Origin of the sequence: Nocardia sp. NPDC057440 (assembly GCF_042802915.1) — a bacterium.
GTDB lineage: Bacteria > Actinomycetota > Actinomycetes > Mycobacteriales > Mycobacteriaceae > Nocardia.
In genome coordinates this window covers 337107-356293 of the sequence record NZ_JBHVDF010000005.1, presented here as the reverse complement: position 1 = coordinate 356293, position 19187 = coordinate 337107, and the positions used below count along the sequence as shown (strand labels likewise).

Below are 19187 nucleotides of genomic sequence, written 5' to 3'. Positions count from 1 at the left end.
GGCGCGTGTGAAGCTCAGCGCGGCTTCACAAGCGGGAAGGGCAAGGTTTCGCGGATGCTGCGACCGGTGATCAGCATGACGATCCGGTCCACACCCATCCCGAGTCCGCCGGTCGGCGGCATGGCGTGCTCGAGCGCCTGCAGGAAGTCCTCGTCGAGTTCCATCGCCTCCGGATCGCCGTTGGCCGCGAGCATCGATTGCTCGGTCAGCCTGCGGCGCTGCTCGACCGGATCGGTGAGTTCGCTGTAGGCGGTACCGAGTTCGACGCCCCACGCCACCAGGTCCCAGCGCTCTGTCACCCCGGGAATGCTGCGGTGCGCTCTGGTCAACGGGGACACCGAGGTGGGGAAGTTGATGTAGAAGGTCGGCTCCTCGGTGGTGGACTCCACCAGGTGCTCGTACATCTCCAGCACCACCTGCCCGGTGTCCCAGCCGTGCTGGTAGGGCACGTGCGCCTTTTCGCACAACTCCCGCAGCTGCGCCAAGTCCGTCTCCGGGGTGATCTCGGCGCCCAGCGCGTCGGACACCGCGCCATGCACGGTTTTCACCGGCCATTCACCGGAGATATCCACCTGCTCGAACGAGCCGTCCGGGTTGGGCCGCAGCGCCACCATCGCGCCATTGGCCGCCATGGCGGCGTTCTGGATGAGCTGACGGCAGACGTGCATCATCCGCTCGTAGTCGCTGTGTGCCTCGTAGGCCTCGAGAATGGTGAACTCGGGATTGTGGCTGAAGTCGACGCCCTCGTTGCGGAAGGTGCGGCCCAGCTCGAACACCTTCTCCATGCCGCCGACGCACAGTCGCTTGAGATAGAGCTCGGGCGCGATCCGCAGGTAGAGATCCAGGTCGTAGGCGTTGATATGGGTGAGGAACGGCGTGGCGTTCGCACCGCCGTGCACCTGCTGCAGGATCGGGGTCTCCACCTCGAGATAACCCCAGCCGTTCAACGAATCCCGCAGCGATCGGACCACCGCGCTGCGCTTGGCGAGCACCTCGCGGGCCTCCGGGTTGATCGCCATATCGACGTAGCGCTGACGCACCTTCGCCTCGGGATCGGCGAGCCCTTTCCACTTGTCCGGCAACGGATGCAAGCATTTGCCGATCATTCGCCAGTCCGCGGCGAGCAGCGAGAGCTCACCGCGACGGCTGCGCCCGATCTGCCCGCTGATCTCGATCAGATCGCCGAGGTCGAAGAATTCGGTGAACTCGGCGCTGTGTTCGGCCCCGACCCGATCGCGATCGATGACCAGCTGGATGTCGTCGGTCCAGTCGCGCACCACCGCGAAGATCACGCCGCCATAGTCGCGGATGCGCAGCAGCCTGCCGCACACCCGGACGGTGGTACCGCGTGGCGACCGGCGGGCGGCGGCGACGGTGTGGGTGGGCGGGTAGGCGACCGGATAGGCGTCCACCCCGGCGTCGGTGAGCCGGGCCAGCTTGTCCATCCGCACTCGCACCTGCTCCGGACGGCGATGGCCTGGTTCCGCGATCTCGATGTCCGCCAGGTCCGGCGCGCTGCCGTCGGGATGCAGTCCAGTCATTGCCGGTGGCACCGCGCTATAGACGCCGGTGTGCGTCACGGTGTCCTGTTCCTTGCCCAACCGCGGTAGGAAGCCCTCGGCCAGTGCGCTGGCCACCGCCACGCGCGGCAGCTGCCTGCGCTCCTCGAACAGGAAGAACCGGGGCACCCAGTTCGGCTGGTACTTCACATTCGACCGGTACAGCGCCTCGAGCTGCCACCATCGCGAAAAGAACAGCAGCACACCGCGCCACAGCCGCAGGATCGGCCCCGCGCCGATGCGCCCGCCCTCCTCGAAGACCGAGCGGAAGACCGCGAAGTTGAGCGAGACCTTGGTAATGGCGTGCTGTTCGGAGGTCAGCGCGAGCTGGGAGATCATCAGCTCCATCACGCCGTTGGGGCCTTGAGGGTCGCGGCGCATCAGCTCCAGGGAGACACCGGAGCGCCCCCACGGGACCAGCGACAGCATGCCGAGTACGCGATCCTGACCGTTGACCGCCTCGACCAGCAGACAGTCGCCGTCGAGCCGATCGCCGAGCCTGCCGAGCGCCATCGAGAAACCACGTTCGGTCTCGGTGTCGCGCCAGGTGTCCGCGCGGGCGATCACCTGCTTCATCTCCTCGGGCGCGATCTCGCGCTGCCGGCGAATCCGCACATGTATTCCGTGCTTGCGCAGGCGATTCGCGGCCTGGCGGACCTGTTTCATCTCGGGACCCGCCAGCGAGAAGGTCCTGGTGTCGAGAATGGCTTCATCACCGAGACGCAGCGCGGAAAGCCCGGCCCTCCGGTACGCGGTCGCGCCATATTCGCTGGCGCCCATGACCGCCGGGGCCCAGCCGAATTGATCGGCGAGCTGCAGCCAGGCATCGATCGCCTGCGGCCAAGCCTCGCGGACGCCGATCGGATCGCCGCTGGCCAGACAGACACCGAGCTCCACCCGATAGGTGACCGCGGCCTTGCCGCTCGGCGCGAAGACCACCGCCTTGTCGCGGCGAGTCGCGAAGTAGCCGAGGGAATCCTCGACATCGGACCGCTCCAGCAGTCCACGGATCGCGGATTCATCGGTGCCGGTCATCGCGTTCGCCGCGCGCTGGGAGCGCAGCAGGATGATCACCGCGGCCAGCAGCGCGATCGCGCCGAACAGACCGAGCAGGAAGTTGACGAACGGGCGCGGGTGGCCGTCGAAGTGTTCGTTGTCGACGAGCACCGCGGCGGTCACGCGATAGACCGCCCACGCGGGCCGCTGCGCGCCCGGTGGCAGCGAACCGGGGAATAGCTCCACCAGACCCCAGCCGAGCAGACAGCCGATCGCAAGACCACTGAGCAGCACGCCGAGCGCCTTGAGCCCCGCGCCGCGGCGCACCTTGGTGTAGAACTCGCGCCAGGCGGCGAAAAGCACACCGATCGCGAGCACGTGCAGCACCATCGCCACCAGGGCGTCGATCTCGCCGTCATTGACGAAATCGATGACATTGGACAGCGTGTACAGCGCGAGATAGCCGACGAGCAACCACCAGGCGATGCGCTTGCGACTGGCGAGCGCGCCCGCGAGCAGGCCGACGACGAGCGCCCACATGAGGTTCGTGTCGGGAGCGTCGAAGTAATAGGCGTCGATGTAGCGGCGCGGCACTTGCGTCAGATAGCGCATCGCCGGCGACAGACTCCACAGGAAACACAGCACGGCGAAGACGCCGAGGATCATTCCCGCGATGTGCGGGACCTCCCTGAGCCGACCGTGTCCGCGATGCGGCACGGGTGGGGTGGGTCTGCCCGCGGGTGGCTCGGTTTCTATCTGGTGCTCGGCGTGCGTGGAGGTCACCGAACCAGTGTGTACGGTGTCACGGCATCGATGCTCCAAGATCGCCCGGGCATGTCGGTGATGGGCGCGTTATACGTGCGTGTCAGTCGTCACTGTGCCCGATTGGCGGTGTTCGCGGGGACCTCCGTGGTCACGCTGCGCTACCGCCTCCGGTCCCGTCGCTCACACCGCGAGGGGGTTGGCGTTTTGTGGTTCCGGGTCGAAGGGTAAGCATGTACCCATGTCCGATCCAGTCGATGTGCCGATCGATGACGACGTCATTCGACTCGGCCAGTTCCTGAAGCTGGCCAACCTGATCGAGTCCGGTTCGGAGGCCAAGACGGTCATCGCCTCCGGTCTGGTCCGGGTGAACGACGAGGTCGAGCTGCGTCGTGGCCGCCAACTGCACCCCGGCGACGTGGTCACCATCGCCGGTCACAGAGCCCGCGTGGCAGGCGACTGATCGGTTCCCGGCGGGTCAGTCTTCCGCGCGGACCACAACGCCGTCGTGGTCGCTGTAGAGCATGTCGCCCGGTGTGAAGGTGATGCCGCCGAACTCGACCGGGACGTCCCGGTCGCCGCTGCCGGTCTGAGTGCTCTTGCGCGGATTGGTGCCGAGGGCCTTGATGCCGATCTCCAGCGTGCGCAGGATCGCCGAATCACGCACCGCGCCGTTGACGATGACACCGGCCCAGCCGTTGGCGACGCCGCGTCCGGCGATGATGTCGCCGACCAGCGCGGTGTGCACACTCGCGCCGCCGTCGACGACGAGCACGCCGCCATTGCCCGGTTCGCTCAGCGTTTGCTTGACCAGCAGATTGTCCTGGAAACAGCGGATCGTCGTGATCCGCCCGGAGAATGTGGCGTGGCCACCGAACTGAATGAATTGCGTGTCGCAGCTGCGAATCTCGGGGCCGATTTCATCAGCGAGATCGGCGGTGGCAACAACGTTCTGCGATTCGGTCACTGGGTTATTTTTGCAGCGCCTGCGGCGTTGCGTGTTCGCGGCCCCCTGAGGCTCGCGTTCGAGCGGCCGAGACTCGCGCCTCCCGGCGCATGGGCTTTCGCCCAGGACGCAAGCCGGGCCGCGCACCGGCGCTCGTAAGACTCGCGCGTGGTGGTCGGGTTAGCTCGACCGTTACCGGTGCCCGTGCCGCAGCTCGTAGAGATCCCGATCATGCTCGGAGATCTTCCCGTGATCCACGAGTTCGGGATTCAATCCGTGCTGGACCAGCCGGAAGCGCCGCCACACATAGCCGAGTGCGACCGTGAAAATTACCAGCGGAACGATCATCATCACGATGAGGCCGATCTTCAGTGGCATCGGGCCGGGGAACAGCAACACCAAGGCGAAGAACGGGATGATCGGCCCGAGAAACCGGACGAGATAGCGTTCCATGGCCCCGTGTCCGACGAGGTCGCGGATAACCCACTCGTGCAGCTCCTCAGGGAGCTCGCGGCCCAGATCGTAGGCGATCCGCTGCCGTATCGTGGGAGTCTTCATAGCTCCAGGCTATGCCTGTGGTATAAGTCACCGCCAGCCTTCGGTGGCAACTCGGCAAACTTCAGGCGCGCCCGTGCCTGCGTTCGTAGGCCTGCCGTTCGGCCGCGCCGCGGCGGCGGGTCTCGGAGTCGGCGAGGCTCGGATCGAGGCCGTGTTTGATCAGGCGGCTGCGCCGGTAGACATACATCAGCGCGATCGTGAAGTAGATCAGCGGCAGATACAACAGCGCCATCATGGCCAAGCCCATCCACTTCGGGCCCGGTACCAGAAGAAACAGCATGAGCACCGGAATCACCGGTAACAGGAACCGCGTCAGATAGCGACGCGCGGCCCCCGGCCCGGTCAGATCGTCGCGCACCCAGTCCGACATCGACGCGGGCAGCGTTCGGCCGCAGACGTATCCGATCCGCTGCGGGAAGGTCGGGGTGGTGCGTTCAGCCATGGCATCCTCGGTGGTGAGCAGGCCGGACACGTTGTGCACCCGACCCGATGGGCCGGGTGCCGGGCATCGCGGAACTCAGTTCTGCCTGCTCGCGTGGAATTCGGCGATCTGGGTGGTCAGGTTGTGCGTGGAGTGCTTGACGGCGAGTTTCACGAACGGCTCGATGGTCTTACCGAGGACGCGTCCGGCCAGACCGCCGGGGACGCGGTACTCCACGATCGCATCGACGGTGCACGTCGCCTGGCCCTTGTCGTGGAACAGGAAGGTGGATTCGATCTCGAAACCCTTGATCGACTTCACCGCGATCGCGGCGTGCTCTTCCCAGCGCACGACCTGGATGCGCGAATGCAGCGTGGCGGGTCCGAGCTTGATGACGCCGTCGAAGGTCGCGCCGACGCCCTCGACCTGGTCGGTGACCGGGGTGAATTCGTGGATCTCGGAGATGAACCGCGGCAGATTGCGGTAGTCGTTGACATAGGCGAAAGCGGTTTCGGCCGACGCCGTGCAGTCCTCGACGATTTTCACTTCGGTCATGAAAGCACTGTAACCGCGGTGCGCTCGACCTACTCGGTCACGCCGTCACGGCCAGTGTCGCCGCCAGCCCGAACGCCAGTGCCATCACCACGACCTCGAGCACGGCCCGGCGCAATGACGCCTCGGCGGTCATCCGATGGTCCGCCGCGCGCCGCACCCAGGTCCGCCGCCACCACCAGCCGAGTGCGAGCAAGACAACCAGCACAAGGGTTTTCGCGAGCAGGATGCGGCCGTAGCCGGTCGTCACGAACGGTGCGGGCCCGCCGACACGCACCAGCCCGTTGACGATCCCGGTGATCGCCACCGTCGCGATCAACGGCACAGCCAAGGCCGAATACCTCGGTAGTGTGACCGCCCATTCGCCGCGAGTGCGCACCACAAGCGCGAGCGCGACCAGCATCCCGAACCAGGCCGCCGCGGCCAGCGCGTGCACCGCGCCGAGCACCGAACCGAACGGCTGCTGCGACATGTGCCCGGTGATCGGCCGCAGCGCCAGCGTCACGGCCGCGAATACGAGCACGAGATCGGTCGATGCGGCGTCGGGTTTGCGGAAGGCCATGGCGCAGTAGCAGGCGATCGCGAGGGCGCCGACCAGGATCGCGATGCCGACCTGTCCGCCGCTGATCTCGACAAGAAAGGTGCCGAACTGTCCGCCGCCCAGGCGCGCCACCGGAACCCCGACGATATCGGCGGCCTCGAAGGCGAGCACCGCCAACTCGGCGGCACACCAGATGCCCGCCAGCACGGCGAGCAGCCGCCACGGCGGCCGCGCTCGCGGATGCACCCGGGGGAGCGCGGCAAGTCCCAGCACGGTCGCCCCCGTGCAGTCCGCGATCACCCGGACGCCGCCCTCGGCCGGCATCGGCGCCGGGATGTCCAGCGCCCAGGCGAGTAACACCCCGAGCAGGCCGGCCGGGACGACGAGCAGCAGTCGCGCGTCCCGGCCGTCGGTCACACCGCTCACGGTTGTTTCCGGCCCCTGCCGCCGAACAGCGCGAACGCCAGGCCGCCGCCGAACAGCAGGACCGCGCCGACGATGAACACCCACAACGGAATTCCATTCGAGCCGCCGTCGTCTCCCGCACCGCTTTTGGCGCCCGGCTTCGGTCCTGGGACGCCGTTGCCTGCCTTGCTGAGGGTGAACTTCCTGGTACCGCTCACCGGATGGCCGTCGGCGGACGTCACCCGGTAGGCGATGGTGTACTCGCCGACCGGGCCGAGCTCACCCACCTCGACGCTGACCGACTTGCCCTCGACGGCCGGTGTCCCCTTCGACCACAGGTTGCCGTCCGGGCCGACGACGGTCAGCGACGGGAAGCTCGTCTGCAGATCCTCGTTGAAGGAGACGCTGACCCGTGCCGGGCTCGCGTCGATGGTCGAACCGTCCTCCGGCGAACTGGCGGTGGCCGACGAGTGCGCGGCGGCGGTGCCTGCGGCGGCCAGCCCGACGCCGAGCAGCAGCAGACCCGCGACGAGCGCGGTGAGCAGGCGGCGCGGCGTGGTCACGAGCGTCGTCCGCGGATCACGTTGCCGACACCGAGTGCGACACCGAGCAGGCCGAGCGCGAGGCCGATGCCACCGAGCCACCTGGCGGTGCTGTCATCGGCGTCTTCGGTCTCATGGTCCGTGGCTTCGGCGGTCGAGCCGTGCTCGTCTTCGCCTGCCTTCTTGGCCACGAGGGTGATGCTCGGCGCCGGATGCTCCGGCTCCGAGCCGTCGTTGCCGATCGACTGATCCCAGTTGACGACCTTGCCGTCGCTGTAGGTCTGCTTGGCCGGGAAGCTCAGCTTCTCCTGTGTGGGCAGCGGGCCGATCGAGAGGGCGAATCGCTGGAACTGGCCGGGCCCGACGCCGGGTGCGCCCGGGTCGGCGGTCCAGGTGACGGCGGTGATCTCCGACTTCTCGTTGCGCTCGATCTTGGAGCTCCAGCCGGGGATGGGCTCGGTGCGCGCGCTCTTGGGTGCGGGCAAGGTCACGGTGAGCGCGGTGGTGCTCGCGGTCTCCGATTCGGTCGGCACCTTGAAGGTGACCACCGAGTATCCGCCCTGCTGGGCGCCGGGAGCGTCGGCGGTGACGTGCGCGGCCGCGGCGCCGCCGGTGACGATGACAAGGCCCGCGGCGACCGCGGTCGTGCAGGACGCACGCAAAAGGGAACTACGCATGAGAGGAAAGGCTTTCTGTCCGAAGGGAAATGGTGCGAGCGGATCAGGCGGGCACCGGTGGCGCGCGCGGACCGATCGCGCCGTTCGGATGAAAGCGGTAGTGCCGCAGGCCGGGATTCGCCCAGCGGGTCTGGTCGGTGATCGCGGCGCGGCGCGGCGCGGCAAGCGCCGTCCGGAGCGCACGGGACGCCATCGCATAGAACCGCTCGGCCGACACGATCAGCGCCGCACAGCCGAACGTCGCGGCGACATGCGCGGCGAGCATCGAGCCGGTGGGCAGCGCGGCAGCGGGCAGTGGGATGGATGCGCCCACGCCGGAATCGTGACCGTGGCCGAGTAATCCGGACAGCACCCAGTGGCCTGCCAGTTGCCCGCCCGCGAGCACGCCGAGCAAGCCGATGGGACTGCGCGCTAGCGGCGACCTGGCCGCGGCGCATCCGACCGAGGCGGCGATGAGCAGTACCAGCGCTGCCGCCGCCGAATCCGGATAGCCGCCACCGGCCGGTCCGTGCGCGGCTATCGCGAGCGCACCGACCGCGAGGCCGACCAGGCAGCCGCGCAGGCTGCCGGTGATCGGACCGGTGCGCATCGCGAGCGGGAGGTCAGCCCACGCCGAGGCGAGCCAAGACGTCCGCCTCGATCCCGGACAGCTCGTGGGAGATCGACGCGTGCACGGCCCGGCGGCGCGGCGCGGGCATTTGCTCCGCGGTCTGCACGGCGGCGGTCAGATTGTCGAGCCGATCCTGCGTGGCCTTGACGAAGGTCTTGCCGTCGCCGTTCTTGCTGTCGCCGATCTTGCCAAGTGCGCCTTCGGCATTGGCGATACGGGCCTGCAGCTTGCCGCCGTGGCCGCTGAAATCGCCGAGCTGTTCGATGCCGATGCCGAGCTGGTGGGCGCGACGGTTATCGATCTGGCCGCGAAGCAGTGTCGCGGCGCGATAGGCCAGCGGCGCGAGGACGGGGATCAGCACGCGGGCGACCCCGAGGTACTTGCGAACCTGGCTGGCGCTGAACGGATCCCGCTCGGCCTTCGCGGCCAGCTTCAATGCGGCCTTCTCTTCGGCCTGCAGCGCGGAGATCTGTGCTTTGGCGACCTTGCGCTGGGTGCGGGCCTCGGCGCGCCGGGCTTTGCGATCGTTCTTCGCGCCGAGTTTGGCCTCCAAGCCGGCCTTGTGCTTGAGGGCTTTCGCCTCGGCCTTGCGGCTCGGGCGCCGCTTGCGCTTCGTGAACAACCCCATCGAAGGCCCTCCGTCATGCTGGTTTGCCATGGCAGTACGACGTCGGGGAACGCCCGTCCGCCCCATGTCACGTTTGTCGCTACCCTAGCTTGTGTCCGATGTGCCGCGCCTGCGGCACGGCGTGTCCCCGGCCCCCTCGGTCTCGCTTCCGAGCGGCCAGGACTCGCGCCTACGGCGCCTGCACGAGTGCCGGACACTCGTCCGCCCCGGGGCTTCGAGCATCGCCTACTCCGAAGCGATACGGGCCGCGAACGGGCGCTCGCGACACTCGTACGGCCATGGTCGGGAAAGCATCGTGGGCCGAGTTCATTCGCCACGGGGCGGGTGCGGACTCCGCGCAGGTCGGTCATGCGGTTCGCGGAGTTGTCGGGGGTAGGGACCATACTGCATACGTGTATTCGGGCATCGGCGATCGCAACGGTCGCAATCACGAGGGCGGCCATCGTGACGGCACAGCCGACGATCGGCCGCGCGATGCCACGGCGGCTTTCGTCGATGCCAGGGCGCTGATCGGCTGCAGGCACCGGCTGCATCTCAACGCGGCCAATCCGGAGATGCTGACCGGTGTGACCGAGGATCCCGGGGTTCGGCAGCGACGCGAGGCCGCCTCGGCGCACCGGACGCAGGTGCGGGAAGCGCTGATCGCGGCGGACCCGGACAGTTGGCTGGTGATCGACCCGACGCTGCGCGCGGGGGAGCGGTCCGAGGCGACGCTGCGTGCGTGTGCCGCAGGGACGCACCATATTTGGGGCGGATTGCTGCCGCAGGAGCCCGACACCGGCCGGCGCGGCGGCTCGGAGATCCTGCTGCGCGACCTCGACCGCGGCGGCTACATCCCGGTGATCGTGGTCAACCACAAGGTGACCGACCCGCGTCAGCCCGAGCCCGCCGACTTCCATCCGACCACCTCGGATCTGTATCACTGGGATCCCCAACCGGATCCGCATCGCAAACTGCGTCAGCAGCCGCGCGATCAGCAACGCCTCGCGCACCTCTATCGGATGCTCCAGCGCCACGGACTGGCCAGCCCGGCCCTGGTCGGCGGCGTGATCGGGTATCACTTCGACCGCATCCTCGTGCACGATCTCGGCCTGCTGCTCGCCGATTACGACCGGCGCTACGCCGACCGGATCGCGGTAGTCCGCGGCGAATCGCCGACCGTGCCCTCCAAGGTGCCCGAATGCAGGCAGTGCCCGTGGTGGAGCCGAGGTGTCGCAGGCGAGGGCAGCGCCGAGGGCGTCAGCTGTGAGGGCTGGTTGACCGAACATCGGGACGTGAGTCTGGTGGCGCCGGGTTCGCGCGCGGAGGTGTTGCGCGGGCACGGTGTGGAGACCATCGACGACCTGGCCGCGTGGGTCGGCGACGATCCGGAGGACTGGCAACACGGACCGTTCGACGAAGCCGTGGTGACCGCACGAGCGTGGCTCGCCGGTGCGCCGCTGGTCCGCAAGGTCGACAAGGTGTGGGTGCGCCGAGCCGACGTCGAGGTGGACGTCGACCTGGAGAGTTTCCAGGAATACGGCGCCTACCTGTGGGGCACGCTGCTCGACGGGCAGTACCGGCCGTTCGTCACCTGGGATCCGCTGCCGACCGAGGACGAGGGCCGTTCCTTCGGCGAGTTCTGGACCTGGCTGATGACGGTGCGCGCCGAGGCCACCGCGGCGGGGAAAACCTTTGCCGCCTACTGCTATTCGCGCACCGCCGAAGACAAGTGGCTCTATGAGTCGGCGCGCCGATTCGCGGGACGACCCGGGGTGCCGACGGTCGACCAGGTGCGCTCGTTCGTCGACGGGCCACAGTGGGTGGACATGTTCCAGGCCGTCTCCGACCAGTTCATCTGCCCGAACGGCAAGGGTCTGAAGAAGATCGCGCCGGTCGCGGGCTTCGCATGGCGGGATGCCGAGGCGGGTGGCGAGGCGTCGATGAGCTGGTATCGCCGCGCCGTCGGCTACGACAGCGAACCCGACCTCGGTCAGCGCACCCGGCTGCTGGAATACAACGAGGACGATGTGCGGGCCACCATGGTGCTGCGCGAGTGGATGGACCCCCGCGAACCCGGTCCCCACAGCGCGGACCTCGAGGTTCCTGCCCTCGCCGATTTCGGGCGTCGTAGTATCGCGACGTGACAGAGAGCGTCGAACAACTCGAGTTCCAGGCCGAAACCCATCAGTTGCTCGAGCTGATGATCCACTCGGTCTATTCGAACAAGGACACGTTCCTACGGGAGCTGATATCCAACGCTTCCGATGCCCTGGACAAGCTGCGGCTGGAGTCCTACCGGGATAAGGATCTCCACGTCGACACCTCCGATTTGCACGTCGAGCTGGAGGTCGACGCGGACACACGGATCCTCACCGTGCGCGACAACGGCATCGGCATGTCGCGCGCCGAGGTCGTCGATCTGATCGGCACACTGGCCAAGTCGGGCACCGCGGAGCTGCGCAAGAAGCTGAACGAGGCGAAGAGCACGGCGTCCGCCGCCGATGACCCGGCTGAGCTCATCGGCCAGTTCGGCATCGGCTTCTACTCGACCTTCATGGTCGCCGACAAGGTCACCCTGACCACTCGCAAGGCGGGCGAGACCGAGGGCACCCGCTGGGAGTCCACCGGCCAGTCCACCTACACGATCGAGACGCTGGACGAGGCTCCGCAGGGTACCGCGGTCACGCTGCACCTCAAACCCGCCGACGAGGATGACCACCTCTTCGACTACACCCAGGAGTGGAAGCTCCGCGAGATCGTCAAGAAGTACTCCGACTTCATCGCCTGGCCGATCCGCATGCAGGTCGAGCGGACCGTCACCGAGGGTGAGGGTGAGGACAAGACCGAGAAGACCATCGTCGAGGACCAGACCCTCAACTCCATGAAGGCGCTGTGGACCCGCCCGAAGAGCGAGGTCAGCGACGAGGAGTACAAGGAGTTCTACAAGCACGTCAGCCACGGCTGGGACGATCCGCTGGAAATCATCCCGATGAAGGCCGAGGGCACGTTCGAATACCAAGCTCTGCTGTTCGTTCCGTCGCACGCGCCGTTCGACCTGTTCACCCGCGAGCACAAGCGCGGTGTGCAGCTCTACGTGAAGCGGGTGTTCATCATGGACAACTGCGAAGAGCTGATGCCGGAGTACCTGCGCTTCGTCAAGGGTGTGGTGGACGCTCAGGACCTTTCGCTCAATGTTTCTCGCGAGATCCTGCAGCAGGACCGGCAGATCCAGATGATCCGCAAGCGCCTGGTGAAGAAGATCCTTTCGACGGTCAAGGACCTGCAGGCGGCTGAAGACCAGGCGAAGTATCAGACCTTCTGGAAGGAGTTCGGTCGCGTCCTCAAGGAGGGCCTGCTCTCGGACTTCGACAACCGCGAGACCCTGCTGCAGGTGTCGTCGTTCGCCTCGACGAACTCCGGCGCCGAGCTCACCACGCTGGCCCAGTACATCGAGCGGATGCAGGACGGCCAGGACGCGATCTACTACATGACCGGCGAGAGCCGTCAGCAGGTGGAGAGCTCTCCGCACATGGAGGCTTTCAAGGCCAAGGGCCGCGAGGTGCTGATCCTCACCGACCCGGTCGACGAGATGTGGGTCGGTTCGGTGACCGACTTCGACGGCAAGCCGTTCAAGTCCGTCGCCAAGGGCGAGGTCGATCTGGAGTCCGAGGAGGAGAAGAAGGCCTCCGAGGCGCTGCGCGAACAGCAGGACAAGGACTTCGCCGAGGTGCTCACCTGGCTCGGCAAGGCCCTCGATGACAGCGTCAAGGAGGTGCGCCTGACCAGCAGGCTCACCACCTCTCCTGCCTGTCTGGTCGGTGACGTCTTCGACTTCACCCCGATGCTGGAGCGGATGTATCGCGCCTCGGGCCAGCCGGTCCCGGAAACCAAGCGGATTCTCGAGCTCAACCCGACCCATCCGCTGGTCACCGGTTTGCGCGACGCCTACGACACCCGCAAGGAGGACGCCGACGCGGGCAAGGTTCCCGAGCTCACCGAAACCGCCGAACTGCTGTATGGCACCGCGGTTCTGGCCGAGGGCGGCGAGCTGAAGGACCCGGCCCGGTTCGCGCACATCCTCACCGATCGGCTCACCCGCACGCTCTGAGCGCTGTCCCGCTGTCCCGCCACTCCGCGTCTTCAGGCCAGATTTTTGTGCCGCGGCCGTGGCGTCGGCGGCCGGCGGTGCGGGGTGGGTGAGTTGGCTGGTACCCCGTGAGTTACCCATGTGCTCACGAGATCAGTTGTCACGTGGGTTGCACCATGTGACGGGCCGCAATCGGGCCCGTCACATGGTCGACTTTCGGGGACAGACAATGGTGGGTGAGTTCGCCGACCTTTTGGTCAGCGTAGAAGTCCTTCGCGCACAGTGATATTCGCGTGGGTGGGTAGGGTCTCGCGGGTGGCGCGACTAGCCTTGGGCGAGTCGAAAGGATCGTCCGAATGCCAGGAAACCCGCTCGCGGCCGCTGAACCTTGGGATCTCGTCGCCGACGGATACGCCGAATTCGCGCCCGCGATCATGGAGCCCTTCTCCGCTCGCGCGCTCGAACTGGCGGGATTGTCTGTGGATTCGGAGGTAGTCGATATCGCGGCGGGAACGGGCATGCTGAGTCTGCTCGCCGCCGAGCGGGTGGCGCAGGTGCAGGCCATCGATTTCTCCGAGCCGATGATCCGCAGGCTGGTCGCGGCGGTTGACGCCGCATGCCTGACCAATATCGAGGCTCAGGTGGGGGATGGGCAGGCGTTGCCGTTCGATGCGGACCGATTCGCCGCCGGCTTCTCGATGTTCGGGTTGATGTTCTTTCCCGACCGCGCCAAGGGCTTCGCCGAATTGTTCCGGGTGCTGCGCCCGGGCGGCACCGCCGTGGTGTCGAGCTGGGCGCCGGTCGTCGATTCGCCGCTCATGCGAATGATGTTCGGCGCCTTCACCGCCGCCGACCCGAGCATCCAGGAGCCGCAGCCCAACTTCGTGAGCCTGGAGAATCCGGACGTCTTCGCCACCGAAATGCGCCGGGCCGGATTCGCGGGCGTGAGCATTCAGCGCCACACCATCTCGCTGAGCTTCGGCAGCGCCGACGAGATGTGGGAAACGATGGTTTGCAGCAGCGCACCGATGGTCCTGACGCGCCGCAACGTCGGCGAAGAGGTCTGGGCCGAGCGCGCCGCGCTCATGCGCGCATATCTCGCGGACAACTACCGCCCGAATAAGCCGCTGTCCACCACGGCCTTCCTCGGCATCGGTCACAAGCCGCGGCCCTGATATCGCCCGGTACAGCGAACACCCCGCCATTCCGGCCGGGCCGGAGTGACGGGGTGCGTGCGTTTGTACGGCAGGTAGTTACCGCGGGGCCATGCGCAGCGCGCCGTCCATCCGGATGGTCTCGCCGTTGAGGTAGTCGTGCTCGACGATGTACTGCGAGAGCTGCGCGTACTCGTCGGGGCGGCCGAGGCGGGACGGGAACGGGACGCCTGCCTCGAGGCCCTTGCGGTACTCCTCGGTGACACCGGCCAGCATCGGGGTGTCGATGATGCCGGGGGCGATGGTGTTCACGCGGATGCCGAACTGGGCCAGGTCGCGCGCGGCGGGCACCGTCATGCCGTGCACGCCGCCCTTGGAGGCGGAGTACGCGATCTGGCCGATCTGGCCCTCGAAGGCGGCGACCGATGCGGTGTTGATGATGACGCCGCGCTGGCCGTACTCGTCGACCGCGTCGGTCTTGGCGATGGCGTCGGCGGCCAGGCGCATGACGTTGAAGGTGCCGAGCAGGTTCACCGTGATGACCGTGCGGAACAGCTCCAGGTCGTGCGGGCCGTTCTTGGAAAGGATGCGGCCTGCCCAGCCGACACCGGCGCAGTTCACGGCGATGCGCAGCGGCGCACCGGACTCGACGACCTTGGCGACCGCAGCGCTGACCTCGTCGTTGCTGGTGACATCGGCCGGAATCAGGGTGACACCCTCGGGCACGTTGTCGCCCGCGCGCTCGATCGACTGCGGCACGTCGAAGCCGAAGACGGTGGCGCCCAGTTCGGCGAAACGCTTGGCAGTGGCGGCGCCGAGGCCGGATGCGCCTCCGGTGACAATGGCGGCGGAACCCGAAATCTCCACGATGGTCCTCTCGTTCGTGACAGCCAGTTGGCCTTTCGTCAATTGCACCCTAATAGGTAGAGCCGGGCGGAGCCCGCGCCGGGCCGAGCGCAGATGAGACAGCCGCCGAGCCGATCACAGTGAGAGCCTGATCACGGTGCTCTCTCACCGTCTGTGGTGGCAAGATTATTTGCGAACATTTATGTTCATCGGTGGTACCGTCGCAAGATGAACGTGTTCTCCTCCGTGTCTGTCGCGGATCGGCGAATCCTCATTACCGGTGCGGCGCGCGGAATCGGGGCGGCGCTGGCTCGGCAGTTGCACGCGCGCGGGGCCAAGGTCGCGCTGCTCGGGCTGGAGGCGGAGCTGCTGGCCGAGGTGGCGCACGAATGCGGTGACGCGCCATGGCGTTACTGCGACGTCGGGGACTCCGCGCAGGTGGAGCGGGTGGTGGCCACGCTGGTCAGTGAGCTGGGCGGGCTCGATGTCGTGGTGGCCAATGCCGGCGTGGCGCGGCAGTTGGCACTGCTCGGCGGCGATCCCGCGGTGATGGAGGAGACCCTGGCGGTCAATGTGCTCGGCGTCTACTACACGCTGCGCGCCGCCGGCCCGCACATGTGTCATCCGGACGGGTACGCATTGATCGTCTCGTCGCTCGCGGCCGCGGTGAATCTCCCGCTGGCCGGGGCATACAGCGCGTCGAAGGCCGGAGCCGAGGCGCTCGGCAATACCCTGCGCAACGAGATCAGGCACACCGGCGCCAAAGTGGGCATCGCCTACTTCGCCGAGCTCGACACCGATATGACCACCCGCGGCTTCGGCACCGCCGCCGCGCGGGCCATCCTCGGCCGGTCCACCGTATCGGGCGTCGCACCGCTCGGCCCTGCGATCGATGCGGTCGAACGGGCTATCGCCCGCCGCAAGCGCAAGGTTGTTTCACCGTGGTGGGTGGCCTTGGCGCTGCCGTTCCGGCCGATCGCCCAGCGTGCTGTCGATATCGCACTGCGCCGCGGGGTCGCGCAGGCGCTGGAGATCGCGCGCACCGAAGAGGCGCCCTTCACCACCGACCAGCCGTCGCGGCCCCATAGAAGGGAGCGACAGTCCTAGCGTGACCGAGTATCGAACCAGACCGAACACACCCGGAGCCACCGAATGACCGAACCGGCCAGTACCGTCCGCCAACTCCCCCGGGGCCGCCACGGCCTGCCGAGGGAGCAGGTGATCGCCTCGCAGCGCGATCGGATCCTGGACGCGATGGCCGAGGTGATGGCCGAAAACGGTTATGTCGGAACATCGGTCGCGGCGGTGCTGAAACGCGCGGGAGTATCGCGGGAGACCTTCTACGAGCAGTTCCGTTCCAAGGAAGACTGTTTCGAGGCGGCCTATGAGCGGGCGGTCGGCCAATCGCTGTCCCGGATCGCGGAGGCCGCGGCGCCACCCGCCGATTCGGCCGCGGCCGACCAGGACCGACCTGGGCCCGATCCCGAACGGATGGACCGCATTCTCACCGCCTATCTCGACGGCCTCGCCGACGAGCCTGCCTATGCCAGGTTGTTCCTCGTCGAGGTCTACGCGGTGGGTTCCAAGGCGGTGGCGCGCCGGGCTCTGCTGCAGGAGTCGTTCGTTGCCTTGATCGCCGATGTCCTCGGTGCGCGCACCGAGGAGCAGCGCTTCGCCTGTCAGACTCTCGCCGCGGCGGTCAGTGCGATGGTCACTGCTCGAATTGCGGCCGACGATCTGGATGGACTTCGTGGGTTGCGCGGGCCGCTATTGGATCTGGTCCGTCGTAGTGGTGATCTGTTCGGGACGGCGATGGTGCGCCACCGCGCCGTGCGCGCATGAGCAGCACGGCACCGGCGGCGGCGGCGGGTGCGATGGCGGCGAGCGCGGCACCGGGCAGCACGCCCATACCCGGCATCGCCGCAGCGAGCAGGGTCGCGGTACCGAAGTAGAGGAACAGCAATCCGGAGCAGATTCCGATCACGTGCTCCGGGAGATGTTTGCCCACCAGAATTCCGGCTCCGATAGCGAGCGCGTCGGCCGCGACCATGCCGATCGTCGATCCGATCCAGACGCCGAACCAACTGTTGTCGGTGGCGAGCGCGGCGGTCGCGAACATGGTCCGGTCGCCGAGTTCGGCGAGCAGGAAGGCCGAGAGCACCACGAAATACGGCGCGGTGGTCGAGCGCGGCGGCGTGGATTCGGTGTCATCGGCTGCGGCACCGAGGTGTTCACGCAACGTCCACAGGCCGACGGCGAGGAAGGTGATCGCGGCGACCAGCGAGATCGCCCGGGTCGGCAGTGCGGTCCCCAGGAAGAACCCGATGCCGACCGAGATCAGGTGCACCGCCGCGGTGGCGGAGGCGATCGCGCCGAGCACGACCCACCAGCGGTAGCGCAGCGCGAATGTCAGCGCCATCAGCTGGGATTTGTCGCCGAGTTCGGCCAGAAAGACGATACCGACGCTCAGCAATATCGTGGCGATCATGTGTGCACTCCCGGGTCTCCGGCCTGCCTGCCTGGAGAACGGGGTACGTCTCCGGCCGACAACGAAATAGATGTCTAGGCCGAAGGTCTCGCCCACCGGATCGATGCCGGTTCACACCGCCGGACCCGCGCCATCGGTGTGGCGGCAGGTCAGTATGTCGACTGCATGATTGGGGGCTACTCCCCTTCGTTGCTTCCGACTGTACCCCGGTGCTAGCGGGATGCCAACTCGCTGTTATCGAAATCGCAATGCGCACAATAAGTTTGGCAATCCACGTAGCAGTTTTCGGGTACCCTCACGCGGCGAGCAGCATGGCAAGAACCGCAGTGTCGGGATCACTGATCGGGTCCAGTCCCACCCGGCTGACCAGCGAGGTGATGGTGCCATCCGACTCGGCTTCCGCCCAGGCCGCTCGATGCTCCAGCCCCAGGTGCGGGACGCCGGGCAGTAGTACGCAGCCCGACGCCGCGCCCGCGCATTCCGGCAGCGAAGGCCGGGTTTCCGAGGGCGGATGCAGCATCAGGAGAGCGGTCGGCACATGATCGGCAAACCGGCCGGGAGCCAGCGCCTCCGCGCCGAGCACCGGCCCTTCTGCCAGCACCATTCCCACCGTGCCGGGTTGCGGGTCGTCGGGCAGATCCTCGCGGACGCCGAACACGGTCGAGGTGGTCAGTAGCCCCGGCATGGTGGCCACCCGGACAGCGAGCACCAGGACCTGCGCCCATTCCTTGGTGGTATCCGGCCAGCGGCCGGAGATGACGAACCCGCGCAGCGATCCGCGAGCTTGGAACGGCGTGATGCCGATCGGTCCGTTCGTGTGCATGGTGCCTCCCGTCATAGAACCGGGGGCGGCGTTGCCCGTCCTCGTACCCTGGACTCTCGAGAATGGCTTACGAATCACCTGGCACACAAGTACCAAAGAGTGCTAACCAGGCAAAACGGAACCAGCCCGTAGTCGGCGGTGCCGACCACGGGCTGGTGATGTTCGCACTCGATGCAGGCCACAGCCCATTTTCAGGCCGGGTGTGTCGCCGCAAGCCTGCCGCGAATAGCGACCCCTCGCCACGACAACGCCTGCCGACCGACGCGAGACCGACGACCAGAGTTCGCGGCCCGCCTCGCGTCCACGACACCCGAGACGTGCCCACCAAAGTCGCAAGCTCAGCTATCACCGCCCCCACTGGGCACGATGACTTTCGAACGCAGCGAGACCTGGCATGAGTTCGCGGCCCGCTTGCTTCCACAACCGCCGAAGCGCATCGACCGAAGTCGCAAGCTCAGCTACCCACGCCCCCACTAGGCACGATGACGCCTTCCGAGCGCAGCGAGACCGAGCGCTAGAGTTCGCGGCCCGGGGACCGAGCCCACCCGGGCACACCCCTGGGCCCACGCGCCCAGAAACAACGCGGCGGAAACAGGCCCAAGGGGGCCCC

At 67.3% G+C, this 19187-nt stretch carries 18 protein-coding genes and 1 pseudogene; 6 read left to right on the top strand and 13 right to left on the bottom strand.

Going from position 1 to position 19187, the window contains the following annotated elements; translation table 11 throughout:
• Positions 1–14: 14 nt before the first annotated feature.
• Complete coding sequence (lysX, locus tag ACFU4Z_RS13125) at positions 15–3338, bottom strand: bifunctional lysylphosphatidylglycerol synthetase/lysine--tRNA ligase LysX (protein WP_379062339.1); 3324 nt, start codon at positions 3336–3338, stop codon at positions 15–17.
• 220 nt (positions 3339–3558) lie between these two features.
• Here lysX and ACFU4Z_RS13120 point away from each other — a divergent pair, with 220 nt between their 5' ends.
• Positions 3559–3780: an RNA-binding S4 domain-containing protein gene (locus ACFU4Z_RS13120; RefSeq protein ID WP_379062337.1), complete on the top strand. Its 222-nt coding sequence runs from the start codon at positions 3559–3561 to the stop codon at positions 3778–3780.
• Positions 3781–3795: 15 nt separating this feature from the next.
• On the opposite strand, the gene rraA is transcribed toward ACFU4Z_RS13120, so the two are convergent.
• The 9 genes from rraA to ACFU4Z_RS13075 form a co-directional block, all read right to left on the bottom strand.
• Entirely contained in the window at positions 3796–4284 is a 489-nt protein-coding gene (gene rraA / locus ACFU4Z_RS13115) for a ribonuclease E activity regulator RraA (protein WP_379062556.1), read from the bottom strand.
• Between the two features lie 171 nt (positions 4285–4455).
• Entirely contained in the window at positions 4456–4821 is a 366-nt protein-coding gene (locus ACFU4Z_RS13110; protein WP_379062335.1) for a DUF5313 family protein, read from the bottom strand.
• Positions 4822–4882: 61 nt separating this feature from the next.
• Positions 4883–5263: a DUF5313 family protein gene (locus ACFU4Z_RS13105; RefSeq protein ID WP_379062554.1), complete on the bottom strand. Its 381-nt coding sequence runs from the start codon at positions 5261–5263 to the stop codon at positions 4883–4885.
• 75 nt (positions 5264–5338) lie between these two features.
• The gene (locus tag ACFU4Z_RS13100) at positions 5339–5797 is read right to left on the bottom strand and encodes an SRPBCC family protein (RefSeq protein ID WP_379062333.1); all 459 of its coding nucleotides are present in this window, start codon (positions 5795–5797) and stop codon (positions 5339–5341) included.
• 37 nt (positions 5798–5834) lie between these two features.
• Positions 5835–6752 carry a CopD family protein gene (locus tag ACFU4Z_RS13095; RefSeq protein ID WP_379062552.1) on the bottom strand — a complete coding sequence of 306 codons (918 nt, stop codon included), beginning with the start codon at positions 6750–6752 and terminating at the stop codon, positions 5835–5837.
• A gap of 5 nt (positions 6753–6757) precedes the next feature.
• Complete coding sequence (locus tag ACFU4Z_RS13090; protein ID WP_379062331.1) at positions 6758–7303, bottom strand: copper resistance protein CopC; 546 nt, start codon at positions 7301–7303, stop codon at positions 6758–6760.
• Complete coding sequence (locus tag ACFU4Z_RS13085) at positions 7300–7959, bottom strand: YcnI family protein (protein WP_379062329.1); 660 nt, start codon at positions 7957–7959, stop codon at positions 7300–7302. Before ACFU4Z_RS13085 ends, ACFU4Z_RS13090 begins: the two co-directional genes overlap by 4 nt.
• Positions 7960–8002: 43 nt before the next feature.
• Complete coding sequence (locus ACFU4Z_RS13080; protein ID WP_379062327.1) at positions 8003–8548, bottom strand: hypothetical protein; 546 nt, start codon at positions 8546–8548, stop codon at positions 8003–8005.
• Positions 8549–8561: 13 nt separating this feature from the next.
• Positions 8562–9197: a DUF6474 family protein gene (locus ACFU4Z_RS13075; protein ID WP_379062325.1), complete on the bottom strand. Its 636-nt coding sequence runs from the start codon at positions 9195–9197 to the stop codon at positions 8562–8564.
• Between the two features lie 392 nt (positions 9198–9589).
• Between ACFU4Z_RS13075 and ACFU4Z_RS13070 the strand changes: the two genes are divergently transcribed.
• From ACFU4Z_RS13070 to ACFU4Z_RS13060, 3 genes are all read left to right on the top strand, one after another.
• A complete protein-coding gene (locus ACFU4Z_RS13070; protein WP_379062323.1) occupies positions 9590–11323 on the top strand; it encodes a TM0106 family RecB-like putative nuclease in 1734 nt (577 codons plus the stop codon).
• Complete coding sequence (gene htpG / locus ACFU4Z_RS13065) at positions 11320–13287, top strand: molecular chaperone HtpG (protein ID WP_379062321.1); 1968 nt, start codon at positions 11320–11322, stop codon at positions 13285–13287. Before ACFU4Z_RS13070 ends, htpG begins: the two co-directional genes overlap by 4 nt.
• A gap of 335 nt (positions 13288–13622) precedes the next feature.
• On the top strand, positions 13623–14441 hold the full coding sequence (locus tag ACFU4Z_RS13060) for a class I SAM-dependent methyltransferase (RefSeq protein ID WP_379062319.1): 819 nt from the start codon (positions 13623–13625) through the stop codon (positions 14439–14441).
• Positions 14442–14519: 78 nt separating this feature from the next.
• Here the strand turns inward: ACFU4Z_RS13060 and ACFU4Z_RS13055 are convergent, their stop codons facing one another.
• A complete protein-coding gene (locus tag ACFU4Z_RS13055; protein ID WP_379062317.1) occupies positions 14520–15287 on the bottom strand; it encodes an SDR family NAD(P)-dependent oxidoreductase in 768 nt (255 codons plus the stop codon).
• A 207-nt stretch (positions 15288–15494) separates the two neighbouring features.
• Between ACFU4Z_RS13055 and ACFU4Z_RS13050 the strand changes: the two genes are divergently transcribed.
• Positions 15495–16373 (top strand): SDR family NAD(P)-dependent oxidoreductase, encoded by an 879-nt coding sequence (locus tag ACFU4Z_RS13050; protein ID WP_379062315.1) that lies wholly within the window; start codon positions 15495–15497, stop codon positions 16371–16373.
• A gap of 45 nt (positions 16374–16418) precedes the next feature.
• Positions 16419–16589: pseudogene (locus tag ACFU4Z_RS13045) on the top strand (TetR/AcrR family transcriptional regulator); the annotation flags it as partial.
• Positions 16590–16977: 388 nt separating this feature from the next.
• Here ACFU4Z_RS13045 and ACFU4Z_RS13040 read toward each other — a convergent pair.
• Both ACFU4Z_RS13040 and ACFU4Z_RS13035 read right to left on the bottom strand, forming a co-directional pair.
• Positions 16978–17754: a TMEM165/GDT1 family protein gene (locus ACFU4Z_RS13040; protein WP_379062313.1), complete on the bottom strand. Its 777-nt coding sequence runs from the start codon at positions 17752–17754 to the stop codon at positions 16978–16980.
• Between the two features lie 295 nt (positions 17755–18049).
• On the bottom strand, positions 18050–18577 hold the full coding sequence (locus ACFU4Z_RS13035; RefSeq protein ID WP_328407882.1) for a peptidase: 528 nt from the start codon (positions 18575–18577) through the stop codon (positions 18050–18052).
• Positions 18578–19187 lie beyond the last annotated feature (610 nt).

What these genes read in the sequence shown, in the direction of transcription:
- ACFU4Z_RS13120 (WP_379062337.1), top strand. Translation starts at nt 3,559, where the DNA reads ATGTCCGATCCAGTCGATGTGCCGATCGATGACGACGTCATTCGACTC.
- ACFU4Z_RS13110 (WP_379062335.1), bottom strand. Translation starts at nt 4,821, where the DNA reads ATGAAGACTCCCACGATACGGCAGCGGATCGCCTACGATCTGGGCCGC.
- ACFU4Z_RS13105 (WP_379062554.1), bottom strand. Translation starts at nt 5,263, where the DNA reads ATGGCTGAACGCACCACCCCGACCTTCCCGCAGCGGATCGGATACGTC.
- ACFU4Z_RS13100 (WP_379062333.1), bottom strand. Translation starts at nt 5,797, where the DNA reads ATGACCGAAGTGAAAATCGTCGAGGACTGCACGGCGTCGGCCGAAACC.
- ACFU4Z_RS13085 (WP_379062329.1), bottom strand. Translation starts at nt 7,959, where the DNA reads ATGCGTAGTTCCCTTTTGCGTGCGTCCTGCACGACCGCGGTCGCCGCG.
- ACFU4Z_RS13080 (WP_379062327.1), bottom strand. Translation starts at nt 8,548, where the DNA reads ATGCGCACCGGTCCGATCACCGGCAGCCTGCGCGGCTGCCTGGTCGGC.
- ACFU4Z_RS13075 (WP_379062325.1), bottom strand. Translation starts at nt 9,197, where the DNA reads ATGGGGTTGTTCACGAAGCGCAAGCGGCGCCCGAGCCGCAAGGCCGAG.
- ACFU4Z_RS13060 (WP_379062319.1), top strand. Translation starts at nt 13,623, where the DNA reads ATGCCAGGAAACCCGCTCGCGGCCGCTGAACCTTGGGATCTCGTCGCC.
- ACFU4Z_RS13050 (WP_379062315.1), top strand. Translation starts at nt 15,495, where the DNA reads ATGAACGTGTTCTCCTCCGTGTCTGTCGCGGATCGGCGAATCCTCATT.
- ACFU4Z_RS13040 (WP_379062313.1), bottom strand. Translation starts at nt 17,754, where the DNA reads ATGATCGCCACGATATTGCTGAGCGTCGGTATCGTCTTTCTGGCCGAA.
- ACFU4Z_RS13035 (WP_328407882.1), bottom strand. Translation starts at nt 18,577, where the DNA reads ATGCACACGAACGGACCGATCGGCATCACGCCGTTCCAAGCTCGCGGA.